General features: G+C 47.5%; 22 protein-coding genes. 9 read left to right on the top strand and 13 right to left on the bottom strand.

The window, feature by feature from the left end; genetic code table 11:
- Nucleotides 1-299: 299 nt before the first annotated feature.
- The 4 genes from FD47_RS02635 to FD47_RS02620 all read right to left on the bottom strand — a co-directional run bounded on the left by FD47_RS02635 (nt 300) and on the right by FD47_RS02620 (nt 3,820).
- Nucleotides 300-1,913, bottom strand: a complete 1,614-nt coding sequence (locus FD47_RS02635) for an FAD-dependent oxidoreductase (protein WP_056980013.1) — start codon at nt 1,911-1,913, stop codon at nt 300-302.
- A 169-nt stretch (nt 1,914-2,082) separates the two neighbouring features.
- The gene (locus FD47_RS02630) at nt 2,083-2,565 is read right to left on the bottom strand and encodes a universal stress protein (RefSeq protein WP_008211270.1); all 483 of its coding nucleotides are present in this window, start codon (nt 2,563-2,565) and stop codon (nt 2,083-2,085) included.
- Between the two features lie 44 nt (nt 2,566-2,609).
- Nucleotides 2,610-3,119: a YbhB/YbcL family Raf kinase inhibitor-like protein gene (locus tag FD47_RS02625; protein ID WP_040537578.1), complete on the bottom strand. Its 510-nt coding sequence runs from the start codon at nt 3,117-3,119 to the stop codon at nt 2,610-2,612.
- Nucleotides 3,120-3,199: 80 nt separating this feature from the next.
- Nucleotides 3,200-3,820 carry a hypothetical protein gene (locus FD47_RS02620; protein ID WP_054732775.1) on the bottom strand — a complete coding sequence of 207 codons (621 nt, stop codon included), beginning with the start codon at nt 3,818-3,820 and terminating at the stop codon, nt 3,200-3,202.
- A gap of 141 nt (nt 3,821-3,961) precedes the next feature.
- Between FD47_RS02620 and FD47_RS02615 the strand changes: the two genes are divergently transcribed.
- The 4 genes from FD47_RS02615 to FD47_RS02600 all read left to right on the top strand — a co-directional run bounded on the left by FD47_RS02615 (nt 3,962) and on the right by FD47_RS02600 (nt 7,157).
- Nucleotides 3,962-4,411, top strand: coding sequence for a GNAT family N-acetyltransferase (locus FD47_RS02615; protein WP_202813710.1), 450 nt, complete (start codon nt 3,962-3,964; stop codon nt 4,409-4,411).
- A gap of 237 nt (nt 4,412-4,648) precedes the next feature.
- Entirely contained in the window at nt 4,649-6,004 is a 1,356-nt protein-coding gene (locus FD47_RS02610; protein WP_056980012.1) for a uracil-xanthine permease family protein, read from the top strand.
- Nucleotides 6,005-6,091: 87 nt separating this feature from the next.
- Nucleotides 6,092-6,577, top strand: coding sequence for a GNAT family N-acetyltransferase (locus tag FD47_RS02605; RefSeq protein WP_040537580.1), 486 nt, complete (start codon nt 6,092-6,094; stop codon nt 6,575-6,577).
- Nucleotides 6,578-6,722: 145 nt separating this feature from the next.
- Nucleotides 6,723-7,157: a hypothetical protein gene (locus FD47_RS02600; protein WP_054732781.1), complete on the top strand. Its 435-nt coding sequence runs from the start codon at nt 6,723-6,725 to the stop codon at nt 7,155-7,157.
- 162 nt (nt 7,158-7,319) lie between these two features.
- On the opposite strand, the gene FD47_RS02595 is transcribed toward FD47_RS02600, so the two are convergent.
- A complete protein-coding gene (locus FD47_RS02595) occupies nt 7,320-7,943 on the bottom strand; it encodes a CBS domain-containing protein (protein ID WP_054732784.1) in 624 nt (207 codons plus the stop codon).
- A 254-nt stretch (nt 7,944-8,197) separates the two neighbouring features.
- On the opposite strand from FD47_RS02595, the gene ppdK reads away from it, so the two are divergent.
- Complete coding sequence (gene ppdK, locus FD47_RS02590; RefSeq protein ID WP_171035046.1) at nt 8,198-10,855, top strand: pyruvate, phosphate dikinase; 2,658 nt, start codon at nt 8,198-8,200, stop codon at nt 10,853-10,855.
- Between the two features lie 72 nt (nt 10,856-10,927).
- On the opposite strand, the gene FD47_RS02585 is transcribed toward ppdK, so the two are convergent.
- Nucleotides 10,928-11,476 (bottom strand): MarR family winged helix-turn-helix transcriptional regulator, encoded by a 549-nt coding sequence (locus FD47_RS02585; RefSeq protein ID WP_054732788.1) that lies wholly within the window; start codon nt 11,474-11,476, stop codon nt 10,928-10,930.
- 220 nt (nt 11,477-11,696) lie between these two features.
- Here FD47_RS02585 and FD47_RS02580 point away from each other — a divergent pair, with 220 nt between their 5' ends.
- Nucleotides 11,697-12,656, top strand: coding sequence for a D-2-hydroxyacid dehydrogenase (locus tag FD47_RS02580; RefSeq protein ID WP_056980011.1), 960 nt, complete (start codon nt 11,697-11,699; stop codon nt 12,654-12,656).
- A 124-nt stretch (nt 12,657-12,780) separates the two neighbouring features.
- On the opposite strand, the gene FD47_RS02575 is transcribed toward FD47_RS02580, so the two are convergent.
- Both FD47_RS02575 and FD47_RS02570 read right to left on the bottom strand, forming a co-directional pair.
- Nucleotides 12,781-13,305: a ClbS/DfsB family four-helix bundle protein gene (locus FD47_RS02575; RefSeq protein WP_054732791.1), complete on the bottom strand. Its 525-nt coding sequence runs from the start codon at nt 13,303-13,305 to the stop codon at nt 12,781-12,783.
- A 92-nt stretch (nt 13,306-13,397) separates the two neighbouring features.
- Nucleotides 13,398-14,663 (bottom strand): MFS transporter, encoded by a 1,266-nt coding sequence (locus tag FD47_RS02570; protein WP_056980010.1) that lies wholly within the window; start codon nt 14,661-14,663, stop codon nt 13,398-13,400.
- Nucleotides 14,664-14,761: 98 nt separating this feature from the next.
- On the opposite strand from FD47_RS02570, the gene FD47_RS02565 reads away from it, so the two are divergent.
- Nucleotides 14,762-15,661: a helix-turn-helix domain-containing protein gene (locus tag FD47_RS02565; protein ID WP_054732795.1), complete on the top strand. Its 900-nt coding sequence runs from the start codon at nt 14,762-14,764 to the stop codon at nt 15,659-15,661.
- Nucleotides 15,662-15,678: 17 nt separating this feature from the next.
- Here the strand turns inward: FD47_RS02565 and FD47_RS02560 are convergent, their stop codons facing one another.
- The 3 genes from FD47_RS02560 to trpX are packed head-to-tail and all read right to left on the bottom strand — an operon-like array spanning nt 15,679 to nt 18,342.
- Complete coding sequence (locus FD47_RS02560; RefSeq protein WP_008211288.1) at nt 15,679-16,452, bottom strand: ABC transporter ATP-binding protein; 774 nt, start codon at nt 16,450-16,452, stop codon at nt 15,679-15,681.
- Nucleotides 16,445-17,344: an ABC transporter permease gene (locus FD47_RS02555; RefSeq protein WP_056980009.1), complete on the bottom strand. Its 900-nt coding sequence runs from the start codon at nt 17,342-17,344 to the stop codon at nt 16,445-16,447. Before FD47_RS02555 ends, FD47_RS02560 begins: the two co-directional genes overlap by 8 nt.
- The gene (gene trpX, locus FD47_RS02550; RefSeq protein ID WP_056980008.1) at nt 17,341-18,342 is read right to left on the bottom strand and encodes a tryptophan ABC transporter substrate-binding protein; all 1,002 of its coding nucleotides are present in this window, start codon (nt 18,340-18,342) and stop codon (nt 17,341-17,343) included. Before trpX ends, FD47_RS02555 begins: the two co-directional genes overlap by 4 nt.
- Nucleotides 18,343-18,942: 600 nt before the next feature.
- Between trpX and FD47_RS02545 the strand changes: the two genes are divergently transcribed.
- Together FD47_RS02545 and FD47_RS02540 are read left to right on the top strand one after the other, a co-directional pair.
- Nucleotides 18,943-19,716, top strand: coding sequence for a transporter substrate-binding domain-containing protein (locus FD47_RS02545; protein ID WP_173585503.1), 774 nt, complete (start codon nt 18,943-18,945; stop codon nt 19,714-19,716).
- A 45-nt stretch (nt 19,717-19,761) separates the two neighbouring features.
- Entirely contained in the window at nt 19,762-20,787 is a 1,026-nt protein-coding gene (locus tag FD47_RS02540; RefSeq protein ID WP_138468038.1) for a D-cysteine desulfhydrase family protein, read from the top strand.
- Nucleotides 20,788-21,075: 288 nt separating this feature from the next.
- On the opposite strand, the gene FD47_RS02535 is transcribed toward FD47_RS02540, so the two are convergent.
- Together FD47_RS02535 and FD47_RS02530 are read right to left on the bottom strand one after the other, a co-directional pair.
- Nucleotides 21,076-22,173 carry a VanZ family protein gene (locus tag FD47_RS02535; protein WP_056980007.1) on the bottom strand — a complete coding sequence of 366 codons (1,098 nt, stop codon included), beginning with the start codon at nt 22,171-22,173 and terminating at the stop codon, nt 21,076-21,078.
- Nucleotides 22,174-22,215: 42 nt separating this feature from the next.
- Nucleotides 22,216-23,277, bottom strand: coding sequence for a YdcF family protein (locus FD47_RS02530; RefSeq protein ID WP_054732802.1), 1,062 nt, complete (start codon nt 23,275-23,277; stop codon nt 22,216-22,218).
- Between the last annotated feature and the right edge of the window lie 348 nt (nt 23,278-23,625).

Below are 23,625 nucleotides of genomic sequence, written 5' to 3'. Positions count from 1 at the left end.
TCTTGACTGATTTCGTGAAGATCTTTAAAAAGATCATACGCTAATGATGCCGCCACGGCAACGCAATTCGGTGAAAAACATTGGGGCGTCACTAATAATTAGCAGGTGATTGGTGAGTTATTTCAGTCAAGCGTTACCTTTCCGAAATCCAAAAAAATCAGAAATCGGCACGTTAATGTCATAAAGCATAACATAAAAGCAGTTAAAACAACCGTCCGGATTGTTCCAACCGCTTTTAATGTGGCCTGATACTCAGGAAGTAAATGATTTTTCATCTAAATTCTTTAAACTAGCCAGCCCTATTCTTCAATCATAATGGCTTTAATGCCCTTTCCCGCAAGGACCCGGGAGGCATTGTAGGGGCCAAGCCCCTTTCGGAAGGTGATGTAAACCTTTTTATCAGTCGGAATTTCGTCAATTCGATCTCGCAGGTCGGAAAGGGGGATATTCAGCGTGGGTTGAATTGAACCAGCAACCGGTTTACCAGCTTCGCGGATGTCCAGGAAGACGGCCGTTTTAAGATCGGCTGCCGGAATGTCGGCTGCTTTGATGGTGGCGGTCCGATTGGTCAATTGATTGATGGCAACGTAGCCGGCAATGTTGAGGACGTCGCGGGTCGATGAATATGGTGGTGAATAAGGAATTTCCAAGGCGGGCAGATCAAAGACGCTTAAATTACCAGTGATTGCAACTGACAGTTGGGAGATGCGCTTATCGATCCCCGTGCGACCAACTGCTTGGCCCCCGAGGATTTTGCCGGTTTTGTCCTGATAAAGGAGTTTGAAGTTCACCCGGTCGGCGTTAGGGAAGAAGTAGGCGTGGTCAAATGGTGTGATGAAAACTGAGCGATAGTCGTTAATATTTGATTGTTGGAGCGCTGATTCCGTGTATCCAACATAGCTGACGGTGAGGTCAAAAAACTTTGAAACTCCGGCACCGATGAAGCCCTTATACGTCAGTGGGCTGCCATTGAGAATATCCGCCAGCAAATGGCCCTGACGATTGGCCGCGCTGGAAAGGAGACTGGGGATTGGCTGACCCGTAATCAGGCTGGTCGTTTGAATCACGTCCCCAATCGCGTAAATGTCATCCACGTTGGTTTTCAGCTGATGGTCAACGATGACGTGGTGGTCACCGGAAAGTTCAATACCGGCAGCTTCTGCCAGCTGGCTGTTTGGCGCAACCCCGGTTCCCAAAAACAGCATGTCGGTGTGGTGGGTTGAACCATCTTCAAACACCAGGGTTTTACCATTATCAGTGATCTCCTGGATGGTGTGATTTAGAAATACATGAACGCCCTGGTTATTGAGTTCTTCGGCAACAATGTCGGTAATTTCGGTATCAAACGGCGCGGCGACTTGATTGTTTTGTTCAACAATTGTCACGTCCATTCCGTTGTCAATGAAAGCCTCGGCCACCTCAATGCCAATTGTGCCAGCGCCAAGGATTGTGACTCGTTTTGGCCTTCTTGAATCAAGAAAATGTTTGATATTATCGGCGTCGGTGATGGTGCGCAAAACAAACGCGTCATCCGCGTCATCAATGCCCTTAATTCGCGGCACGGTTGGGCTGGCGCCGGTTGCAATCACCAATTTGTCGTAACTTTCCGTGTAGGTGTCGCCAGTAACCAAATTTTTGACGTCGACAATTTTCTTTTCCGGATCGATGGCCGTGACGTCATTGTATAGCCGGACATCAATATTGTTTTTCTGCTTGAGGATCTCGGGGGTTCGTTCAATCACGCTTGCCCGATCCTTGATGAGCCCACCGAGATAGTATGGCAGTGCACAACTGGCAACCGAAATGGCCGCTCCCCGTTCGAAAATGATGATTTCGGCGTTTTCGTTAATGCGACGAAATCGGGTGGCAAACGATGGCCCGCCAGCAATTCCGCCAATGACTAGGACTTTCATTGTGAAACTTCCTCATTTGTACAGCGCTTACATAACTAACCTAATCATACCCGATTAGCTGAGGCGGCGAAAGGATTTGGAACCGCTGGCAACGGCTTTGGCAATAAAAAAGTTCCGGGACGCTAAACGTCACTGGAACAAAGGATGAAACTTGTTAATGAATACACAACTATTTCTTTTCAGGTACTGAAGGTTCGTTCTTTTGATTGGTCCGGGCAACCATCACGTCACAATGGGCGTTGCGGTTGACGAATGATGAAACGGATCCTTCAAGAACGCGCTGGAGACGACTCATTCCAGTTGCCCCAATCACGATTAGGTCAGACTTGTGATCACGTGGGAATTCAAATGAAATGACCGTTTTGGGATTGCCGAACCGAATGTGAATACTGACATCATCAATTCCAGCGTCCTTTTTAATTCGGTCAATCAGTTTGTTTAAATAGTCCGTGGTGTCTTCAACCAGGTTATTGATGACGTCACCGTCAACCATCCCGCCGTAATTGTAGCCGTACTGAGTGGTACTAAGAACGTGTAAGACGTCCAGATGAGCATGATTATTTTTAGCAATTAACGCACCCTTGGCTAATGCATCCTCAGCTTGTTTGGATCCATCAACGGGTACCAAAATGGTTTTGTAATTGGCTTCCATAATGAAGCGGCCCCCTTACGGTAATTAATATGTTTATTATATCACTAATTTTGGCTTGGAATGACGATCTCTGCAGTTTGGAGAATGTGTCCGCGCATCTGATCCTGCAGTTCGTTCAGCCAAAAGCCGTCCTTCAATGGTAGTTTTCTATCCAGCGCAAACACGGACAGGTGATAATTGTGGACTTTGTCCGGGGGCACTGGACCGTTATAACGCCAAGCGGTATTGGGATCCTGATTGCCGACCAATCCGCCGGCGGTACTGTTGCGTCCCTGCGTCATTGGGACTTTTAACGTGCGACTGTTATCTTCAGGAATTTCCAAAACATCTGGTGCGATATTAGCCGCAATCCAGTGAATCCACGGAAATCCGCTGACCGGAACGGCATCCCAATCCAGCACCGTTAAGGCCAAAGATTGGGCGTCCTTGGGCACACCGGTAATTTGGATTGGAAACGATACAACCGGCTTGCCATCAACGGTATATTCTGATGGTGCGTACTTCGCGTATTTATCTGGTAGTAATCCCTTGTTCAAAGGTACTTTGATTTGCATTGATTGATCACCCCTCAATATCATCATAAGTCATTGTGAGCTGGAAGAAAATAAAAACAATCTCTCGGATTGGCGCCTCGTTATTTCATAAACTTAAGCGTGTAGTATCCCTGGCCATTTGACGTAATGGTGTAGTTCACGTAACCGGCTTTTAGCCATTGCTGTTTGGTGGCGTTCGCCCAATTCTTTGCGTCCTGAATCGATGTAAAGGTGTGGGTGGTGGCAAATTGATCCGGAGCCTTTGGCCGCTTTGGTGACGGGCGGGTCTTTGTCTTGTCTAACAAGGACTGTTCCTGGAATTTAACCGACTTATTTTCTTCCTGGTCAATTGAACTTTGGAACTGGCGCCGCTGCTGCTTGGTAATGCCATTTTGGTCAGCAACCGCCAATTGATTTTTGAAGGTGCTGACGCGGTTATTTTCAAGCTTACTGGTCAAAGATCCCTTGGAAGCTTTCTTTCGCAGGGCGCTTTCAGATTTGCTGATCGTCTTACTGATTGAAGTACTCGAAGCGTGGTTATTTGACGAATGGCCATCTTTGGTTAACACCCAGTTAATTGAAAGGGCAATCCCCAAGGCAACAACCAGAATTAGAAGGGCAAACCACCAGCCGCTATACTGTTTTCGACGTTGACTCCGCCGCGTTTGCTCGGAATTAAAGTCATATTTTTTATACTGTGGTTCATTGTCGTGCTTATTCACATTAATACCTCATTCACTTCGGTTAGCTGAAGGTGTGACTTGTGGGTCGTCACACGCTGACACTTGTACCTTATCCTTATCCAATATATTATAACAGAAAGCAAAAGCCTTGTACTTTTGAAGAAGGATGGGATCTTCATGATGATTGAAATCAAACGGTTTGCGGATTTGACGCCGCAGACGTTATTTGCGATTTACAAACTGCGGGTGGCGGTATTTGTCGTTGAGCAGGCGTGTCCTTATCAAGAGGTGGACGGCGCCGACCTAACGGCATTTCACTTGATGATTCGGGAGCCTTCCGGCGGGTTGGCAGCCTATGCCCGCCTCATTCCGGAAGCCAACGGGACCGTGGCCCGCATCGGCCGGGTGATTGTGGCCCAACCGTTTCGGGGCCGTGGGCTGGCGAAGAAATTGATGAATCTGGCAATTGACCAATCACCCCGGTTAATACCAAATGCTAACAAGATTGTGCTGGCGGGGCAAGCCTATTTGAAAGATTTCTACCACTCATTTGGCTTCAAAGATACGAGTGACGGCTATTTGGAAGACGGAATTCCCCATATTAATATGGCAATGCCGATTAATCAATAATGTCCGGCTAGCTTTAAAAATAATTGTTCCGGAATGGACTTCGTTTCCGCGGTATACTATACTTTACATTGAATTAAATCTTTAACTCTGGTCCCGTGAGGCTGGTAAGAGTCCGAAATCAAAACGAGTGTCATACTCGAACGCGGTCATCATCTTACTGGAAACGGAGGATGGTGGCTTTTTTATTACCGGCGCTCACGGATCGGTCCAATTATATATCACTAGGGAGAATCTATTATGGCAGATAAACAAGAGTTTCACGATGATCGCGCAATTCTGGACATCCATGATATGCCGCCATTTTGGCCGTGGGTTGGCCTGTCGCTGCAACACATGTTTTCAATGTTCGGTTCAACGGTTATTGTGCCATTGCTGGTTGGGTTAAGCCCAAGCATTGCGTTGTTTGCATCCGGCGTTGGGACATTGCTGCATATTATGATTACGCAGCGGAAAATTCCCGCGTATATGGGATCGAGTTTTGCGTTCATTACGCCAATGCTGGCATTGATGAAGACGACCGGCTATCCTGGAATCGGTCAGGGAGTTGTCGGCGTCGGGATTGTCTACATGATCGTTGCGGCGATTATTTGGGCGGTCGGGTCCGATTGGGTGGACCGAATACTACCGCCAATCGTCGTTGGCCCAATCGTCATGGTGATTGGTTTGTCACTGGCAGGCAGCGCGGCTACCGATGCCATGATGAAGAACAACCATTACAACCTGGAATACTTTGTGATCGCTCTGATTACCTTATTCTTGGCAATCGGATTCAACATGCTGTTTAAGGGCTTCATTGGCCTAATTCCGGTTCTCCTTGCCATTGTCTGTGGCTACATTATTTCCGCGTTTTGCGGATTGGTTGATTTAAATGCGATTGCCAGTGCTCCGTGGTTTAAGCTGCCGGCCTTTGAAATTCCCGGGTTGTCGTATCACTTCAAGATTGACTGGGCGGCTATTTTGTCAATTACGCCAATTGCCTTTGTGACGATGACTGAGCATATGGGCCACATCATGGTGCTTGATGAATTAACCGGTCGGGACTTCTTTAAGAATCCCGGATTAAACCGGACGCTTGCCGGAGATGGTGCCGCCTCGCTGTTTGCCGGGTTGGTTGGCGCCCCGGCGATGACCAGTTACGGGGAAAATATTGGCGTTATGGCGATCACCAAAATTCATAGTGTCTACGTGTTGATGGGCGCCGCCGGATTTGCGATCCTGTTCGCCTTCGTCAATAAGTTGAACGTGTTGATCATGCAAATGCCGCTGCCGGTGATTGGTGGCATTAGCTTTCTGTTGTTTGGAACGATTGCCACGGCCGGAATTCAAGTCATGGTTGAAAATAAAGTTGATATGGGATTGAAACGGAACCTCATGATTGCTTCTACGGTAATGGTTATTGGGATCGGAAATGCTTATCTGCAAATTGGCCATTTCCAGTTTACCGGCCTGGCATTTGCCACGATTATCGGGATTGTCCTGAATCTGGTTCTGCCGCAAAAAGCTGCCAGCGAACGGGAACATGAAGCTAAGCTGGCTTTGGATAAGAAATTGCATGAAGTTTCAAAGTCCGTCACTGACGAACATAAGAAGTAAGGTCATTGGTTGACGGCTGTTAACCAATTTTGCATCAATTCCTGAGTTAATGTAGAATGACAAAAAATGATTGTCAGGAGGGATGAAATGACTTTATCAGATACGCAAGTTCACTATCAACACGCAAAATCACCGATGGATTTTCAATCAGCAAAGCAATTATTCATTGAATACGCGCAGTCCCTTCATTTAGATTTAGCCTTTCAAAACTTTGATGAGGAATTGGCCGACCTTTCACAGCGATATAGTGGCCAAACCGGTGATTTGATCATGGCTTACGTGGATCACGAGGTTGCCGGCGGGGTTGCCGTTCATCAGTTTGAACCTGGAATTGGTGAAATGAAACGCCTGTACGTTAAAGATCAATTTCGCAGCTTGGGAATTGGTCACGAACTGGTCGCCCGCATTTTGGCGAGTGCCGCCAGCATGGGGTACCAATCGGTTCGTCTGGACACAATTCCCGCGATGAAGCCGGCTCAAAAAATCTATCGTGAAGCCGGCTTTCAAGATATCGAACCGTACCGATATAACCCGGTACCTGGAACAATTTATATGGCTTGTGAGTTAGCATAATCAAATTCACGAAGGGCGGGGACAAAGCCGAAGAGGTTTTGTCCCCGCCCCGTTGTATTCTGGTGGTTAATTGCGTCTTAACACCCACTTTTTTTGAGTGCCAGCATAACCCTTATGGTATGATTTGAGACAAGGGGATGTGAATATGCAATTTAAGAAAATTTGGCAATTAGGATTGATCGCGATTGTTGCCACCGTTGGTTTTGCGGTTTCAGAAGCACCAACAATGGCCGCAGCAAAAAATTGGCGCAACGGAATGCCCAGCGTTTTGAAGGGGTCATTTACGTCGCGTTATCAAAAGACCGGCGGCTATTTTCCAACGTTGACGGTTAGTTCCAAGAAAATCATTATTTCGACCCAACCAAAAGTTGCCACAACGCTGCAAAATTTATCCTATAAACGAAGCACGCCAGTTTCCTATTTAATCAAGGGAACCTATAAGAATGGCGGCCGCACTTATTTACGGATGATGTTTGGCACCTATCAGGGGAAATCCCGGATCTCTTATCGAAATAGTCATCAGGTTAACGGAAAGTTGGTTTGGACCAAGCATTACGCCGGGTGGTTTTATCAAAAATAAAGCGGTATCAAGGGCCCGGCGGCTTGTTTTTTGTGAGATATGATTAGAATTTATTGTGGCTGAGACAAAAGGATATCTTGTCTCAGCCTTTTCTCATCTGTCCGAATCTTATATTGACAAAGCGTGAGACTCAAAGCAACTTTGAGTCTCACGCTTGTTTTGTTATTTTCGATTCAACCCAATTTCAATAAAATGCTGAAAAATCCGGTTTTTGGTAATTTTACCCACCACCATTTGCTGATCGGTCTGATCTACAACCGGCAGCGAGTCCACCTTGCGATCCAGCAGGAGTTGACCGGCCTTGATGACCACAATATCGGGTGTCACGGTGAAAATATTGGGCATCCGCGTCATCACCGTGCTGGCGAGAGTCAGCGACGCGTTCGTATTGTTCAAGGTTGCCCGCAGGAGGTCCTTTCTGGAGATCAGCCCCACCAGGTGGCGGTGATCGTCAACGACGTACAGGGAACCGACATCCTCAATAAATAGCGTGTTGACGGCTTCTGTAAGGGTCGCGTTTTCTTTGATTTCGGTTGGCTTTTGGAGAATCGTTGAGATTGGCGTTTGAAATAACTGCTGGTAACTTAAATGCTTTTCGGGTGAATCATCATAGGTGTAGCCAATTCGCGGCTTGGCGTCCAAAATACCGAAGGCGGTGAGGAGGCGCAGGTCGGCGCGAATGGTGGGCATGCTCAGAGAAAGCTGTTCGGCAATTTCTTTGCTGGTAATTGGTTGGGAATGCCTGACGATATCGATGATTTTTTTCTGGCGGCTGGTTGGTTGCAAATGACTCGCTCCAAACTTAATAGATTGTGGGGATATATGACGTCTTAATTATAGCATACGGCCGAATTGTCGTTTGAATAAGACGCCTTATTTGATTGTCAAAATTATTTTGGGGTGGCGTTAAACACTGGTAATTCATCGTTTTTGCCCGCTTCAATTGGACGTTCTTTTAAATTATTCTTGCATATTTAAAACGTCTAATATATGATTAGAGCACGAATCAAATGTCACAGTACTTTTAGAAGGGACGTAATATGATGAAATATATCTATCCGTTTGAAGAAGGTAACAAGGACATGCGTCAACTTCTGGGTGGTAAAGGTGCCAACCTTGCTCAGATGACTAATTTAGGCTTGCCAGTTCCCAGTGGCTTCACCATTTCCACGGAAGCCTGCAACGCCTTTTATGAAAATCACAATCAGTTAAGTGATGACCTGCTTGACCAAATTCACAGGGCTGTCGCTGCGTTAAGCGCCAAGGTCGGGAAAACATTCAATAGTTCAACCGCGCCCCTTTTAGTATCCGTGCGTTCCGGCGCTGCAATTTCAATGCCCGGGATGATGGACACAATCTTGAACATTGGGCTGAACGACCAAACGGTGATCGCTTTGGCCAACCTGACGGCCAACGAGCGGTTTGCCTACGATAGTTACCGCCGGCTGCTGGCCATGTTTGGCAACGTGGTTTACGGCATATCCGAGGCAACGTTTGATGGGGTCATTGAAAAGCGTAAGGCTGATCAGGGTTACCAATCAGATCTTGATCTCACCGTGAACGATTTACAAGAAATTGTAAGCGAATTCAAAACCATTTATCAAAAGGAACTCAACCATGAATTTCCTCAGGATCCGACTGATCAGCTGATGGCCGCAATTAACTCAGTGTTTGAATCTTGGAATAATCACCGGGCCCAGGTCTATCGGCGGGAAAATGATATTCCAAGTGATCTGGGGACCGCCGTCAACGTGCAGATGATGGTCTTCGGGAATGCCGGCGAGGATTCTGGGACCGGCGTGGCGTTTACGCGTGATCCGGCCACCGGCAAGAAGCAGCTGTTCGGCGAGTACTTATTGAACGCCCAGGGTGAAGACGTTGTTGCGGGCATTCGGACCCCCCAGCCAATTGAGACATTGCGGTCCTCAATGCCCCATCTATATGATCAATTTGCGACAATTGCCGAAAAATTGGAACTGCATTACCGCGACATGCAGGATTTGGAATTTACCATTGAAAACGGCAAATTGTACATGCTGCAGGCTAGAAATGGCAAACGAACCCCAACGGCTGCCGTTAAAATTGCCGTTGATCTCGTTTCTGAAAAGCTTATTTCCAAGCAAGAAGCGATTATGCGCATCAAGCCGGAGTCGGTCCAGGCAATCCTCTACCCAGAATTTGACGAACAGGCTTTAGCCGAAAATAAAATTGTGGCCAGTGGCTTACCGGCTTCTCCAGGTGCGGCAACCGGACAGATTTACTTTACGGCTGAGAGTGCCAAGAAGGCCCACGACGACCAACATCGCAAAGTTATTTTGGTCCGTCAAGACACATCCCCCGAAGATATCGAGGGGATGGTTGTCAGTGAGGCGATCGTCACGTCCCGGGGCGGGATGACTTCCCATGCCGCCGTTGTGGCTCGGGGAATGGGAACCCCGGCAACGGTTGGCGTGAACGGCCTGCAGGTTAATTATCAAACCAAGACGGCAACCATTTCTGGTAACCAGCTTCACGAGGGGGATTGGCTGTCGGTCGACGGCACCCATGGGAACCTTTATCTGGGTCAGATTAAGACCACCGATCTCACCGTCAATGATGACTTGGCAACCCTGCTGGATTGGGCCAAAGATGAGGCTAGGCTGGGCGTTTACGCGAATGCCGACACGCCCAAGGACTTCGCCCAGGCCCTGAACTTTGGCGCCGACGGCATTGGACTGGCCAGAACGGAGCACATGTTTTTCAAACCGGAACGCTTGCTGGAAATGCGGCGGTTGATTATTGCTGAGGATGCGGAAGGCCGAAAGACGCCATTGAAGCGGTTGCTGGAGATGCAGCGCGGGGACTTTTACGAGTTATACAAATTATCAAAGGGGCGTTCGGTGACGATTCGGCTGTTGGATCCGCCGCTTCACGAGTTTTTGCCCCATGATGAAAAGGAAATTAAGGCGGTCGCTGCCCAATTAGGAATTGATCCTGATTATTTGGCCCAACGGGTGGACGCACTCAAGGAATTAAACCCAATGTTGGGGCACCGGGGAGATCGATTAGCAGTGACGTTCCCGGATATTTATCAAATGCAGATCCAGGCCATTATGGGAGCCGCCCTGCAGCTATTGGATGAAGGCATCATTATTGAACCGCATATCATGATTCCGCTGACCGATTCAAAAGCGGAAATGAGCTGGGTTCGCGACCTCGTAGTGAACCAAATTGAGGACCTGTTCGATGCTCACAATGCGAAGCTGGAATATACGGTGGGAACGATGATGGAAATGCCGCGGGCCTGCTTGACGGCTGATAAGGTGGCCGAAGTTTCGGATTTCTTCAGCTTTGGGACCAACGATCTCACCCAGTTGACCTTTGGCTATTCCCGGGACGATGTCGGGTCGTTTATGCCGGCATACATCAAGGAAGGCATTTTACCGGCCGATCCATTCCAGACGGTTGACGTTGAGGGCGTTGGCGCGTTGATGAAGATGGCCGTTGATAAGGGCCGGTTTACCAAACCCCAACTCCCAATTGGCGTTTGTGGTGAAATTGGTGGTGATCCCAAATCAATTCACTTCTTTGAAGCCATTGGCGTCACATACGTTTCGTGCTCGCCATTCCGGGTGCCAGTGGCAAGATTGGCTGCGGCCCAGGCTCACCTGAGCGCCAAGCGGCCGATTGAACAGGCGGCGGGGGTGAAAGCCCACTAGTTTTAAGAATTCAGATGCACTGTAATACAAAAAAACTGGCAGCCTCGTTAAGAGAACTGCCAGTTTTTGCGATTAGAATCTGAAGAATCTTGGACCGCCAAAGCCAGGTCCATGAGGTCCATGATGGCCGTGAGGGCCACGGGGGCCGCCAAAACCATGATGATGGTGGAATCCGTCTGGACGCTCGTCTCGATCAGGGAGTTTTTCCTTGAGTGAGGCGTTGAGCTTGTCAAATAGACCGCTCAACTGGTCGAGCTCTTCATCTGTTAGACCCTCAAACAGAGAGTTTAGCAGGTCGTCATCTGATTCGTCGCGGCCTTCAACTGCCTGCTTGCCAGCTTCGGTTAGGGAAACGTTCGTAACCCGTTTGTCGCTCTCGTCGGGGGTGCGGGTGATCAATCCGCGTTCCTCCAGCTTCGACAACAATTCGGTAAGCGATGATGGGCGAATGTCCAAAATCTCAGCTAATTGGGATTGAATCAGGGTGCCTTCCTTCGCCAGAACGCCAAGGACCCGATGCTGGCCACGTAATTGGTAAGGGCGGGCAGCGTGCCGCGCAAGGCGTTGGGAGCCGTGAAGGAAGCCGAAAATTTTTCTGAGTAAGTCGTTTTTATCAGCCATTGATATTTCTCCTTTGTTGTTATACTTAGGTACCTAACAATGAGCAGTATATGCCCTTTGTCAGAGAAGGTCAAACATTTTGATTCGGTACCTAAGTATCCGAGAAAAGTTAAAATTTGGGGCGCCAAACAAGCAAATTTCAAAATCATGAGGCTGCTAACTGAATTTCAATCGTTGGTGCGGTATCATGATGATATTAATTGGGACGGAGGTTAGTAACATGAAAATAGTGGATTTGGATGGATACGCCTTAAACCCCGGTGATTTGAGCTGGGCCGGATTTGAACAGTTTGGTGATTTGACAACCTATGATCGCACTGACGCTGACGACGATGAAATAGTGAATCGGATCGGGGATGCTGAAATTGTATTGACCAATAAGACCCCGTTAGACAAGCAGGTGATTGATCAGGCGCCAAAGCTGCAATATATCGGCGTACTTGCAACCGGGTTCAACGTGATTGATACTGCCGCGGCGAAAGATAATAACGTGATTGTGACCAACATTCCAAGTTATGGCACCGACGCGGTTGCCCAACATACCTTTGCGTTACTGTTGGAAATCGTTAATCAGGTCGGCCTGCACAGCCAAGCGGTTCGAGCTGGTGAGTGGACTCACGCCAAAGACTTTACGTTTTGGAAGACGCCGCTGATTTCATTAACGGGTAAAACACTGGGAATTATTGGCTATGGCCATATTGGTCAAGCGGTTGCCCAGGTTGCCCATGCATTTGGAATGCGGGTGATCTTCTATAATCACCATACGAAGGACGTGAGCGAGGACTGGATTAAGCAGGTTCCTCTGGAGGATCTCTATGCCAAGGCCGATGTGATCAGCTTACACGCGCCACAAACTTCCGAAACGGCCGGAATGATTGACCAGGCGGCAATTAGTCAGATGAGAGACGACGTTATTCTGATTAACACGGCCCGTGGTGGTCTCATTAATGAAGCCGATGTCGCCAGTGCGTTAAACACTGGTAAAATTTACGCGTACGGCGCCGACGTTGCCGCAACCGAACCGATTGCGGCGGATAATCCGTTATTGACGGCTAAGAATACATTTTTGACCCCGCACATTGCCTGGGCCGCAACCGAAATTCGTAACCGGTTAATGGGAATTGCCGTGAATAATTTGAAGGCCTTTATCAACGGCCAGCCGCAGAACGTGGTGAATTAAGCAAGTAGTGGCGCCTTTTGACGATAATAATAAAAATGCGTGTCCGTTTAATTTCTGATCGTTATGACAGAAATTAAACGGACACGCATTTTTCGAAGTTTCCAGAATGAGCCAAAAGGTTCCGTTAGCGGGCTTCCTGGATTGAGATTGTTTCCATATGCCGACCCAACTGTTGGACCGCCCAATCATAATGGATTGCCGTCACGGTCTGGCAATAGTTGCCAACTGACGCGTTGCCGGTCCAATCAAAGTGCGCCGGGGTGAACAGTTCCGTGTCGGAAAAGTGGTTAATCAGATGCAGGACGTCCGAATGGCTTTTGGCAACCAAGGTTTTGGCGGTCGCCAGAGACGTTGTTTGGTGACATTGCTGCAATTTGCAGTTCATGTCAGCTTTGGTTCGATCGGTAAACGGAATTGGTAAAAAATCAACCGGATGATGCTTGAAGTGGTTCTCGGTAATCCAGTTAAGGAGGATTTGATGCCATTCATAAAGGTGAATTAGCACGTCACGCACGTTGCGATCACGGCCTTCAAATTGAAAGGGGGTGGTCGCTTGTTCTGGGGTCATCTGGTTAATGATGGTTACAAGTTGGTTGAAGTTCTTCTGAGAAGAATCGAGTAGGGCTTGCTTTGCGGTTGGTCTGGTCATTTAGGTCACCTCAATCGTTAGTCGTTATTTCTTGATGAATCATAGTATAACGATTGCCGTCGCTAAAATGCCAGTTTGAAAACTGAAAATTTCTAATTGTCAGAAACAACGCCTGACGGCATTTTAATGCCCATGAAGGTTGGGATGGTTAAAATGGCAAAAATTGTAAGGACAACGCCGCTGATCGTGAAGACGCTACCGCTTGGAAAAATTTGAAAAATAAATGAGTAGACCAGCGAACCCAGCGGGACTGAAGCGGTATTGAGGGCTAGCTGGGTTGAGGAAACCCGCCCAAGCAATCTGGATGGAATTGTTTTTTGCTGATACACGCTGAACGGCGTATTGATGAATGCAAGCGCCAGGCCAATGATTAACTGGCAAGTACCCCCAAGCAGCTGTAATGTCAGCCGATCGCTTGAGAGTGAGAGGAGAACCCCAAGGCCAGTCAAAGACACGCTAAGCGTTAGGAAACTAATTGTCAGCATTGAAGCGAGATGCTTAATTTCCCGCATCATGCTGATTAACAAATTACCGACGAGCATCCCAACTGCCCAGCAAGCGTTGAGGATTGCCAGGGTCATGGCCCCTGCGTGTAAGTGGTGGACGATAAGGAAGGGCAAGCCAATGGTCAGCACCGCAAATATAAAATTGATGAAGCAGGCGATAAAAATGATCGATTTTAGGAATGGATGGGAAAGCAGATATGTGAGTCCCTGCTTGAATTGCGCCAGTTGGCCGAGTTGCGGGCTTTCTGAGTGATTGGCAACGAGTTCCTCATGGAATTTCATTGATAGCAATAATAGAAGCGCGATGAGGTGTGCGCCAAGTTGAAACCAGATAAACGCATTGAAGCCAAGAATGACGAACAGTGAGGCAGCGGCAACGTTTGAAAAGATGGCCGCAAATGAGACCCCCGACTGGGTGAGCGCCTTCAGTCGTTGGATGTGTCCCGGATTTACCAACTCTTTGACTGCAGCAGTATAGGCGGTTGTTGAAACGTTGACTGAGAGGTAGTTAATGATCAAAAAGCAAACGGTTGGCAAAATTTTTCCGGTGCCGTGAAAGCTGTTGAGGACCAGGGCGTAGATGATCAGTGCCCCGATGCGCCCAGTGAGACTGATGACCATGATTGGCTTTCGCGGATAATGGTCGACCAGATTACCAACGGGGACTAATCCCAGCAGGGTGATGATTGGCATAATCATGAGTGATAGGCCAAAGCTTAGAGACAGCCCGGTCGCGTGAAGCAACATCAACCCCAGGGCAAAGGAGAACATGTCACCACAAAAGGTGCTGATAAAGTTACTGGTAACGTCCCGCCATATTTGTAAGTTTGAATCATGATCGCTAATTGCCATCAGTATCCCCTCCAATTTTTTGTTAACTGAATCGTACTATCAAAACGGATCGGTTGGGAGTAGAATATGTGGCATATATGATACATCGGAGGTGCCTTATGAAGTCAATTGGGGAAACGGTGAAGACGATTCGTAAGATAAAGGGATATACCCAGAGCGAAGTTTACTCAGGAATTATGTCTCGATCATTCGGTCATCGATTTGAAAGCGGTGAAAATGACATCAGTGCCACCAAGTTATTTCAAATATTGGATAATTTATCGATATCTGCTGATGAATTTCGGTTTATTCAGAACAATTATCAGCAATATACGTATCAAGCCGTTTTGCAAACGTTGATGGCGGCTTACGATTCTCATGATCTCCAGATAATGGGAAAAATAATTGGTGATTATAAAAATAGCCCTGAACTGAATTTGCGGTCAGTCAGTGCTATTGGTGAGATTCTGCTTGAAACTTATCATTCAAAAACGTTTCGGGTTACAAGCGATATTCAAGTTCTCTGGGACCAATTATTTTTAGCGAAAGCCTGGACCATCCAGGAGATTAAGATTGCCGAAATTCTGTTACCCATAGCAGTGAGTCTTGATCGGCAGGCGATGATTCCAACAATTGTTGCCCGATATGAAGAAAACTGTCAGCGGTACATTTCAGAGACCAGCGATCCGTTTCGTATTTCCGATCAATTAGCCGAAGTTGATCTCACTCTGATTCAAATTTATCTTAACCTCAAAGACTATGCGCGAGCACGAGGACTCCGATCCAAAGTGATGGCGCTCAAGCCAGCATTCTTAACTTGGCAGGGACGGTTCACCCAACAACTGGTTATTCTCATCTGGCACCTGTACTTTGGCAGTGAGGATGAGGCCGCTAAAATTAGTGACGCGCTGACCGGCATTGAATCGCTGTATTCGCCGGTGATTGACCATAACATTTTTGCAATTATTAAAATCCGTCAGAAACTGGCGAAACAGTATCGGAGTGGCCATTCAGCATAACGCGGTTCGTGATCAGTCTATTCTTCGATCTCATTAAAGAAGCTTAACAGTTCTTCCTTTGTCAAATTGTCCTTTTCATCGCCGGCGATATCATAGGTGATCTTGCCGTTATCGAGGACAATCAGTCGGTTGCCATACTTGAGGGCGTCGTCCAGATGGTGGGTGATCATGAGACAAGTTAAATGATTACGGGTAATTTGGTCATTTGTCGCGTTCATCAGTTCCTGGGAGGTCTGGGGATCAAGGGCGGCGGTATGTTCGTCCAGCAATAGGATCTCCGGGCGCTTGATGGTTGCCATTAGAAAGCTCAGGGCCTGACGCTGACCCCCGGATAGTTTACCGGTTGCCGTGTTTAAGCGTTCCTCCAAGCCGTTGTTCATCACGGCAGTAATTTCTTTGAATTTGCCCATGTTTTGCTTCAGATGCCGCGGGCCAAATCCCCGCCGCTGGCCGCGCTTCATTGACAACAACAGATTTTCTGCCACGGTCATTCGGGGTGCAGTTCCCATTTTCGGATCTTGGAAGACCCGGCTGAGAAAATGCGTCCGGCGTTCAACGGACATATTGGTAATGTCCTTACCGTGAAGGAGAATCTGGCCGCTGGTCACGTGAATGTTGCCACCGACAACGTTGAATAGCGTTGATTTGCCAGCCCCGTTTGATCCTAAAATGGTGATGAAGTCGCCGGGATAGATGGCAAAGTTGACGTGATCCATAATGTTGATTTCTTCTGGAGTGCCCTGGTTGACGGTCACCACCACGTCTCTCAGTTCAAATATTGGTTCAGTCATGACTGCTCAACCCCCTTGTAAACGTGTGCCGAAGCCGAAATCGTTTTTCGAAAACTGGAAACATCATGAACAGCGCCAAAACGATTGCGGAAATTAAGTTGAGATCGTTGGCGTTGAAGCCCAACTTTAAAACGATGAGGATGACGAATCGGTAGAGAATACTCCCGATGGTCACGGCAATTAAGCGTTCGTTCATGGTCAGGTCACCGAAGATGACTTCGCCGATGATAATTGAAGCCAGGGCAACCACGATGACACCGATGCCGCTGTTAACGTCGGCAAACCCGTTATTTTGGGCAACCAGCGCCCCACCCAGGGCAATCAGCCCATTGGAGACGCTTAGGCCCATAATTTGCATCCCGTCGGTGCTAATGCCGAGCGAGCGGGCCATCGTCGGGTTATCACCAGTGGCAATGAAGGCCTGGCCGAGATTGGTTTGGAGAAAATAAATAATTAGGACTGTGACTACCGTTACGAAAATTAATCCCAGGGTCACGCTGTCGAAGTAGGGCGGCAACGATTCAAGAAAGGAATTTTTCAGCATGGAAGGTTTTCCATAGAGCGAAAGGTTGGCGCGATTCATGATTCGGAAGTTCACCGAGTAAGCTGCCGTCATCACTAAGATTCCGGCGAGCAACACGGGGATGTGGCCCTTCGTGTAGAGAATGCCGGTCACAAAGCCGGCCAACATCCCCACGGCAAAGGCGATGATGGTGGCCGTCAGCGGCGAGAAACCGTGGTAGATTGCGGCGACGCAAGCAGCTGCCCCCATTGGGAAGGTGCCTTCAACGGTCATGTCCGGGAAGTCTAAGATTCTAAATGTGAGAAATAGCCCAATTCCGACGATTCCCCAAGTGAGTCCCTGGCCGATTGCGGAAACAATAATACTCATTCGATAAGCACTCCCTTCTGTTGAGCCTGTTTAAGCAGGCGATCCGGTACGTTAATTCCAAGTTTATGGGCTTGACGCTCATTGATGATCAGCTTGCCGTGCCGGAAATACTTGATTGGCGTGGTGGCAGGTTTCCGTTTGCCCTTTAAGATTTCGGCGGCCATCTTTCCGGTGGCGACACCAAGCTGGTACTGGTCAACGCCGTAAGTCGCAACGCCACCATCTCGAACCATTGTATCGACGGCCGGGAAAATTGGGACTCTGGCTTTGTTGGCAGCGCCCACCAGCGTTTGCATGGCTCCGGCAATCGTGTTGTCGGTCGGGACATAGATCGCGTCAACGGCTGATACCGCCTGCTCGGCAACCTGATTGAGGTCGTTAGTGTTGGCAATCGAATACGCCTTTAAGCGAACGTGCTGCTGACGACAAACTTTCGCGAATAATTTATACTGGGCCACCGCGGAATCGTCGCTGGAGGTGTAGATGATTCCCAGCGTCTTCATTTTGGGCATGAATTGTTTGATGAGGCCCAGTTGTTCTTTTAGTGGGGCTTGATCAGACACGCCGGTAATGTTACCGCCAGGGCGGCGATTATTTTTGACTAAGCCGGCCCCCTTAGGATCGGTAATGGCGCCTAATAGAATTGGCTTGTTGTTGATGGTGTTGGCCAGTGCTTGAGCAGAAGGCGTGGCGATGCCAATTGACAAGTCGGCATTTTCATTGGCAAATTTCGTGCTCATGGTTTTCAAATTGCTCTGATCATTCTGGGCATTTTGAAAGTCAATCTTTACGTTTTTTCCGGGGTGATAGCCCCCTTCTTCAAGGCCATGAAGAATGCCGCGGTGGATCTTATCCAAAGCGGGATGCGACATGAGTTGTAAGATGCCGACCGTTGGTGTTTTGGCGGTCTTTTGATCGTTACTCTCCTGAAAAAATGCGTAGCCTAGAAAGGCGAATAATAGCACGATGACGGTGAGCAGTTTATATTTATTTTTCATTGAGTAAAGCTCCTTTCAGTGGATTCATTAATTTTGCGAACAAAAAACGAGTACCTCGGCCAGGCCGAAATACTCGTTCATTCGTCGGCCTGGCGGAAATCATCTGCACAGACCGTTTCTTTTCGGAAAAGATTGCCGGCACAGATGCGTTCATGATCGCATGCTTAAGATCAAGTCGCACCTGTATCGTGTGACCTGTTTACCGGCTTTGCCAAGTTTGATAAACGTGAGTTGTCATTGCAATCTTTTCCTTTCGCAGAGAATAACTATAATTTTAGCGGAGCTACTGGGCGGTGTCAAGAAGCGGATTTTATGATTGGTTTGAAAGGCTGTTGGAGCACTTTAAGTGGGGTGGTTATTTCGTTGACAACGCCCGCCAATAGTGTAAAATACACATTAATATTTAATGATCTAACCAATATTTAATGGTTACGTGACGATTCTGATAACGTCTACTTGGGTAGTCGCCCGGATATGCCGTTTCTGTGTCTCGTGCACAGGGACGGCTTTTTGGTTGGTTTAAAATGTGCATGCTAAAAGGAGGCAGTTCAATTGAAAGTTGGCTCATTTTTAAAGAAATTTGCGTTGCTAGTGAGTGTAATGGCAGTTGGTGGGGTGCTGACGGCTTGCGCCTCAAATTCGAATTCAGCGTCAAAACCGAATTCCTATAAATCCGAATTGAAGCAATCAAAGCATTTGACAATCGGTCTGGAGGGCACCTATCCACCGTATTCGTATCGCCAGGATGGCAAACTGACTGGATTTGAGGTGGATTTGGGCAAGGCAATCGCCAAGAAAATGGGGGTTAAGGCAACCTTTGTCCCAACTAAGTGGGATAGCCTGATCACCGGACTGGGGACCAGCAAGTACGACGTTGTGCTGAATAACATTACTGAAACGCCTGAACGGCGCAAGCAATTTATTTTCTCAAAACCTTACGTTTATTCAAAATACGTTCTGGTTACCCGGGCCAAAGATCAATCCATTAAGACGACTGCTGACATTAAGGGCAAACGGTTTGCCCAAACGACCGGGTCCGATAATGAATTAGTTGCGAAAAAATTTGGCGCAACCATTGTTCCCCAAGATCAATTCCAAACAACACTTGATTTAGTTAAGCAAGGCCGGGCTCAGGGGACCATTAACGCTGAGTCGGCACTGCTGACTTACGCGAAGGACAATTCGCTTAAAGGACTGAAATACCGGGTGCTAAAGAATTCCGAACAGCAGCCGGCTAAGATTTCCGCGCTCTTTAACAAGAAGTCGACGAAGCTTCGCGATAAGGTTAATCAGGTATTAAACCAGCTTCGAAAAGACGGTACGCTGGAGAAGCTTTCTCAGAAGTACTTTAATAAAAACATTACGACCAAATAATGACCGGTTTGGTTACCAATCATTTGGAAAGGAAGATGGTTCACCGTGGCTAATCAGCAGGTACCAAAAGTATCGTTAGGATTTTTCCCGACGCCGATTCATCGTTTGAATCGGTTATCGGATCAGTTAGGCATCAATCTTTATTTAAAGCGGGATGATTTCACTGGTCCCAATTTATTTGGCGGCAATAAAATTCGGAAATTGGAATATTTATTAGGCGACGCCATGAATCGGGGCGCCGATACCGTTATTACGTTTGGGGCCACGCAGTCCAACCACGCGATGGAAACGGCGGTTGCGGCCCGAAAACTCGGATTGGCAACCATCCTCTACCTTGAAACGATTACGCCAAACGATCAGCAGGATGACCGGGGCAATATTTTGATTGATAAAATATTAGGGGCGACGATCCACTACGTTTCAATGGTCGATCGAACTGAATCTGAGGCGGACGAAGTGGCGATGCAAGCCGCTCTTAAGGAGAAAGCCCGCTTGGAAGCCGACGGTCATACCGTTTATATTATCCCGGTTGGCGGGGCCACGCCAATTGGGTCGGCCGGGTTTGTCATGGGTTTTAAGGAACTGACTGAACAACTACCAGATGTCACAATTGACGCCGTGGTTCATGGAAGTGGCACCGGCGGAACAGCCGCCGGGTTGATTGCGGGTGCCAAGGCCTTTGGTAGAACGGATCATCCCACCAAAATTTTATCCATGAACGTTAGCCCCAAACCCGTGGCGCATTACCAGAAGGTCGTTGATTTGGCAAACGCCGCGCTTGCCTATTTGGGGATGGATAACCAAGTTACTCTGGCCGACACTCACTTTGATCAGTCATACTATGGGGAAGGTTACGAAATTCCCAGTGAGGCCGGGTCGGCCGCCATTCGCCTTCTTGCCCGAACAGAGGGGATTCTGACAGATCCGGTATACACAGGCAAGGCGTTTGCCGGGCTATTGAATTACGTAAAATCAGGCAAGATAAAGCCGCATAGCAACGTTGTCTTTTGGCATACTGGTGGCATATCCGCATTGTTTGCCGAGCATCAGATGGTCGGTCAAATTTATTAGCCTGTTTGAATCTGTCGTTTATTGAAAATAATTGAATCCATTGTCATTCGCCTGATCTGTCTGGCAAGGATGCAAAAAGCAATCTAATCGTAGGTTGCTTTTTATTTTTAATTGGCAGACGCGTTTTTAAGTGGGCTTGGGGAATAGGCATTATGCAGAATCCGCGGTTTATGGGAACCCTCTTCACTGCCACCAGGCACCCAGAAATTGTGGCGCCCAAAAAGGCGTGAAAACAAATCCAAATTTCGAAATTGTTTTCACGCCTTATTAAAGTTTCTTAGTGGGGGATTAGTTGCTAATCCGGGTATCCGTGCCGCTCCACTTTTCAAAGAATAATCGGTGCTTCTTCGAAAATGTTTCAAGCAATAGATCAACCAGAAAGAGCAAGAGCACAAACGATAACCCCAAGACAATCTGACTAATCAAGGTTAATTGTGAGTGGGGTGCGTAGGCCGTCATATCCAAGAACCGGCCCTGAATGGCCAGGGTGCCGCCAATTAAGCCGTAACTCAGGATGTTACGAATAATGACCTGCATTGATGTGGGCTTTTGACCCGTTTGGTTGACCACTTTAATATTAACAATTCGCATTCCAATGGTTTGCTGGCGATTGATTTCCAGCCAGACAATCAAGATTCCCCAAAGGACAAGGGTTGTGACCCAGTGCAAATTGATAATGAAGTCCGCAACGCTGGCGATAATCGAAATAATGAGCCAATCGATTGCCAGGGCAGTGCCACGGCGAACCGGGGAAACTGATCGGCTGGTTGGCGCCATTGAGGCCATCGGCTGGCGATTGGGAACCAGTTTGGCAAAGCCAGCCGCGACCCAGTAACCCAGAAAGCCGCCAAAGGTGTTGAGCATTAAATCATCGACGTCGAATAGCCGGTAGGGACGAGGATACAAACCGTACAATCCTGAAAGTTGGGTTAATTCAAAGAACAGGGATAGGCCAAAACTGAGGAGAATGGTCTGCCACCAGTTTCGCCGAAAATAGTAATGCAGGTAGAAGCCGAAGGGTAACGTCAGCAAAATATTAAACGCTGGCTGAATGACGGTTGGGGCCTTTAATGCCGCAATCCAGGTGCCCGGATGAAGCAAGGAGAACGGATTGTATTTGATAAAATTAGTGATGAACGTAAACGGCACAAAGTTGTGCGTTGGCGTTGTTAAGTGGGCGACAAAGCTCCGCGTTGGCAGCGGTAAAATTGTCAAAAAGTAGGCACAGATCATGTAAAACACAAACGTGTAGAGCAGAAAAACGTGCCACTTGGGCAAGGATCCGTAACGCCGATAGTTGACAATTAGTATCGGCAGGGTAATTAAGTAGGCAATAAATGGGAAAATAATTGCTGCGGTGTAAATAACGGTAATGTACTGAGACATGAATTAGGCTCCTAAATTAAATTTTTTCAGCTTGAAATTGCTTTACGAGACGGGAATTAAAACCTGGGAGATCCCGATTCCCAGAGAAATCAGGAACATGAGAATGATCATAATCGTGTGAAAACGCTTGTGCATCACAAAGAGCGCAAGATATTCGCGAATAACGGCGTTTGGCAGAAAATAAAATGGGGTGGGGGCGCCCAATCCATAGATAGCGATCTTAAGCTGATGGGCAAGGATGCCTGCTCTTAAGGTGTGGTAATTGTTCGTCACAAAAATTTTCTTGGACCGCGCCGATCCGCCGTCCTGCTCGATGATTTGCTCGGAGAATTGCATGTTTTGCCTAGTGTTGACTGAGCGGCCTTCCACTAACGCATCGGCTTCCGGGACGCCGTGAGCGACGGCATATTGCTTCATCGCCTCGCCTTCGGGCAACTTTTCGTCGCTCCCCTGGCCGCCGGAAAAAATCAGCTTGGCCCGTTTGTGGGTTTCCTTTAACTGCCGATGATAAAAATCAATGGCGGTGTTAATCCGGTTTCCCAACAATTTGCCCACCTTGTAACCGTCGACTAATCCGGCTCCAAGAACGATGATGTAGTCCTTGTCCCTTTTAGGAAAGTACCAGTGATATAAAATCATTGATAGCATCGTGTTCCAAACGGTTAACAGGACGTAAAAGATGATCATCGTCAAGAAGGACGTGAGAAACATTTTGACGGGGGCCGGTGCGGAAATGGGGTTAAAGAAAATAAAAATATCGACCAAAATGATCCCAATCCCAGCAATCAGGGTCAGCGAACTACTCAGACTATGACTTTCGCGGCGAAAAACGATGAACGAGTTGGCAAACAAAAAAATGAAGCTGAGGGACAAACCCAAAAATAGGATTAAACCAATAAGCATCATTACCAGGCCAAAAATAACGCCGAGAACCCAATTGTTAAATATACTGATAAGATCGGCGAACAGAAAAAGGATGCTGATCATTGATAGATTGGCCAGCCAACCCAGCATCGTTGAATTACGATTTTTGAATAGATATGTACAAAAGGCACTCACTAAGCCAATCACAAGAACGCAATTGGCAATTAATATTGTCCACAAAATAACCCCTCCTTTACATTATTATATTTCACGAGATTACGACTCGTAAAGGGTTCAGAGGATGCTGATCGGCGCGTCCATTGAACTGCTTTCGTATGAAAGGTCAATGACTGAATCACTAATTAAGTATACATAAAATTGTGAATTAATAGTGGGAAAAATCACTTTTTTCTCAGGGAAATCGGTTCAAAATGACCGAGTAACAGAATTGGTGGCCGAAAATAACTGAAAGCAAAAAGGTGAGATTGGGTTGTTTATCGGAACGTATGTTTGGTATAATTTAATTAATTACTGCGAGTGAGGCCTAAAGGGCTTGGTCTTTGTCTCAGTATCGATTTCTTGTAAACG

It is taken from the genome of Lentilactobacillus parafarraginis DSM 18390 = JCM 14109, from assembly GCF_001435895.1.
Classification (GTDB): Bacteria; Bacillota; Bacilli; order Lactobacillales; family Lactobacillaceae; genus Lentilactobacillus; species Lentilactobacillus parafarraginis.
The sequence above is the reverse complement of the archived record's forward strand: the minus strand, read 5'-3'. Positions and strand labels throughout refer to the sequence as shown.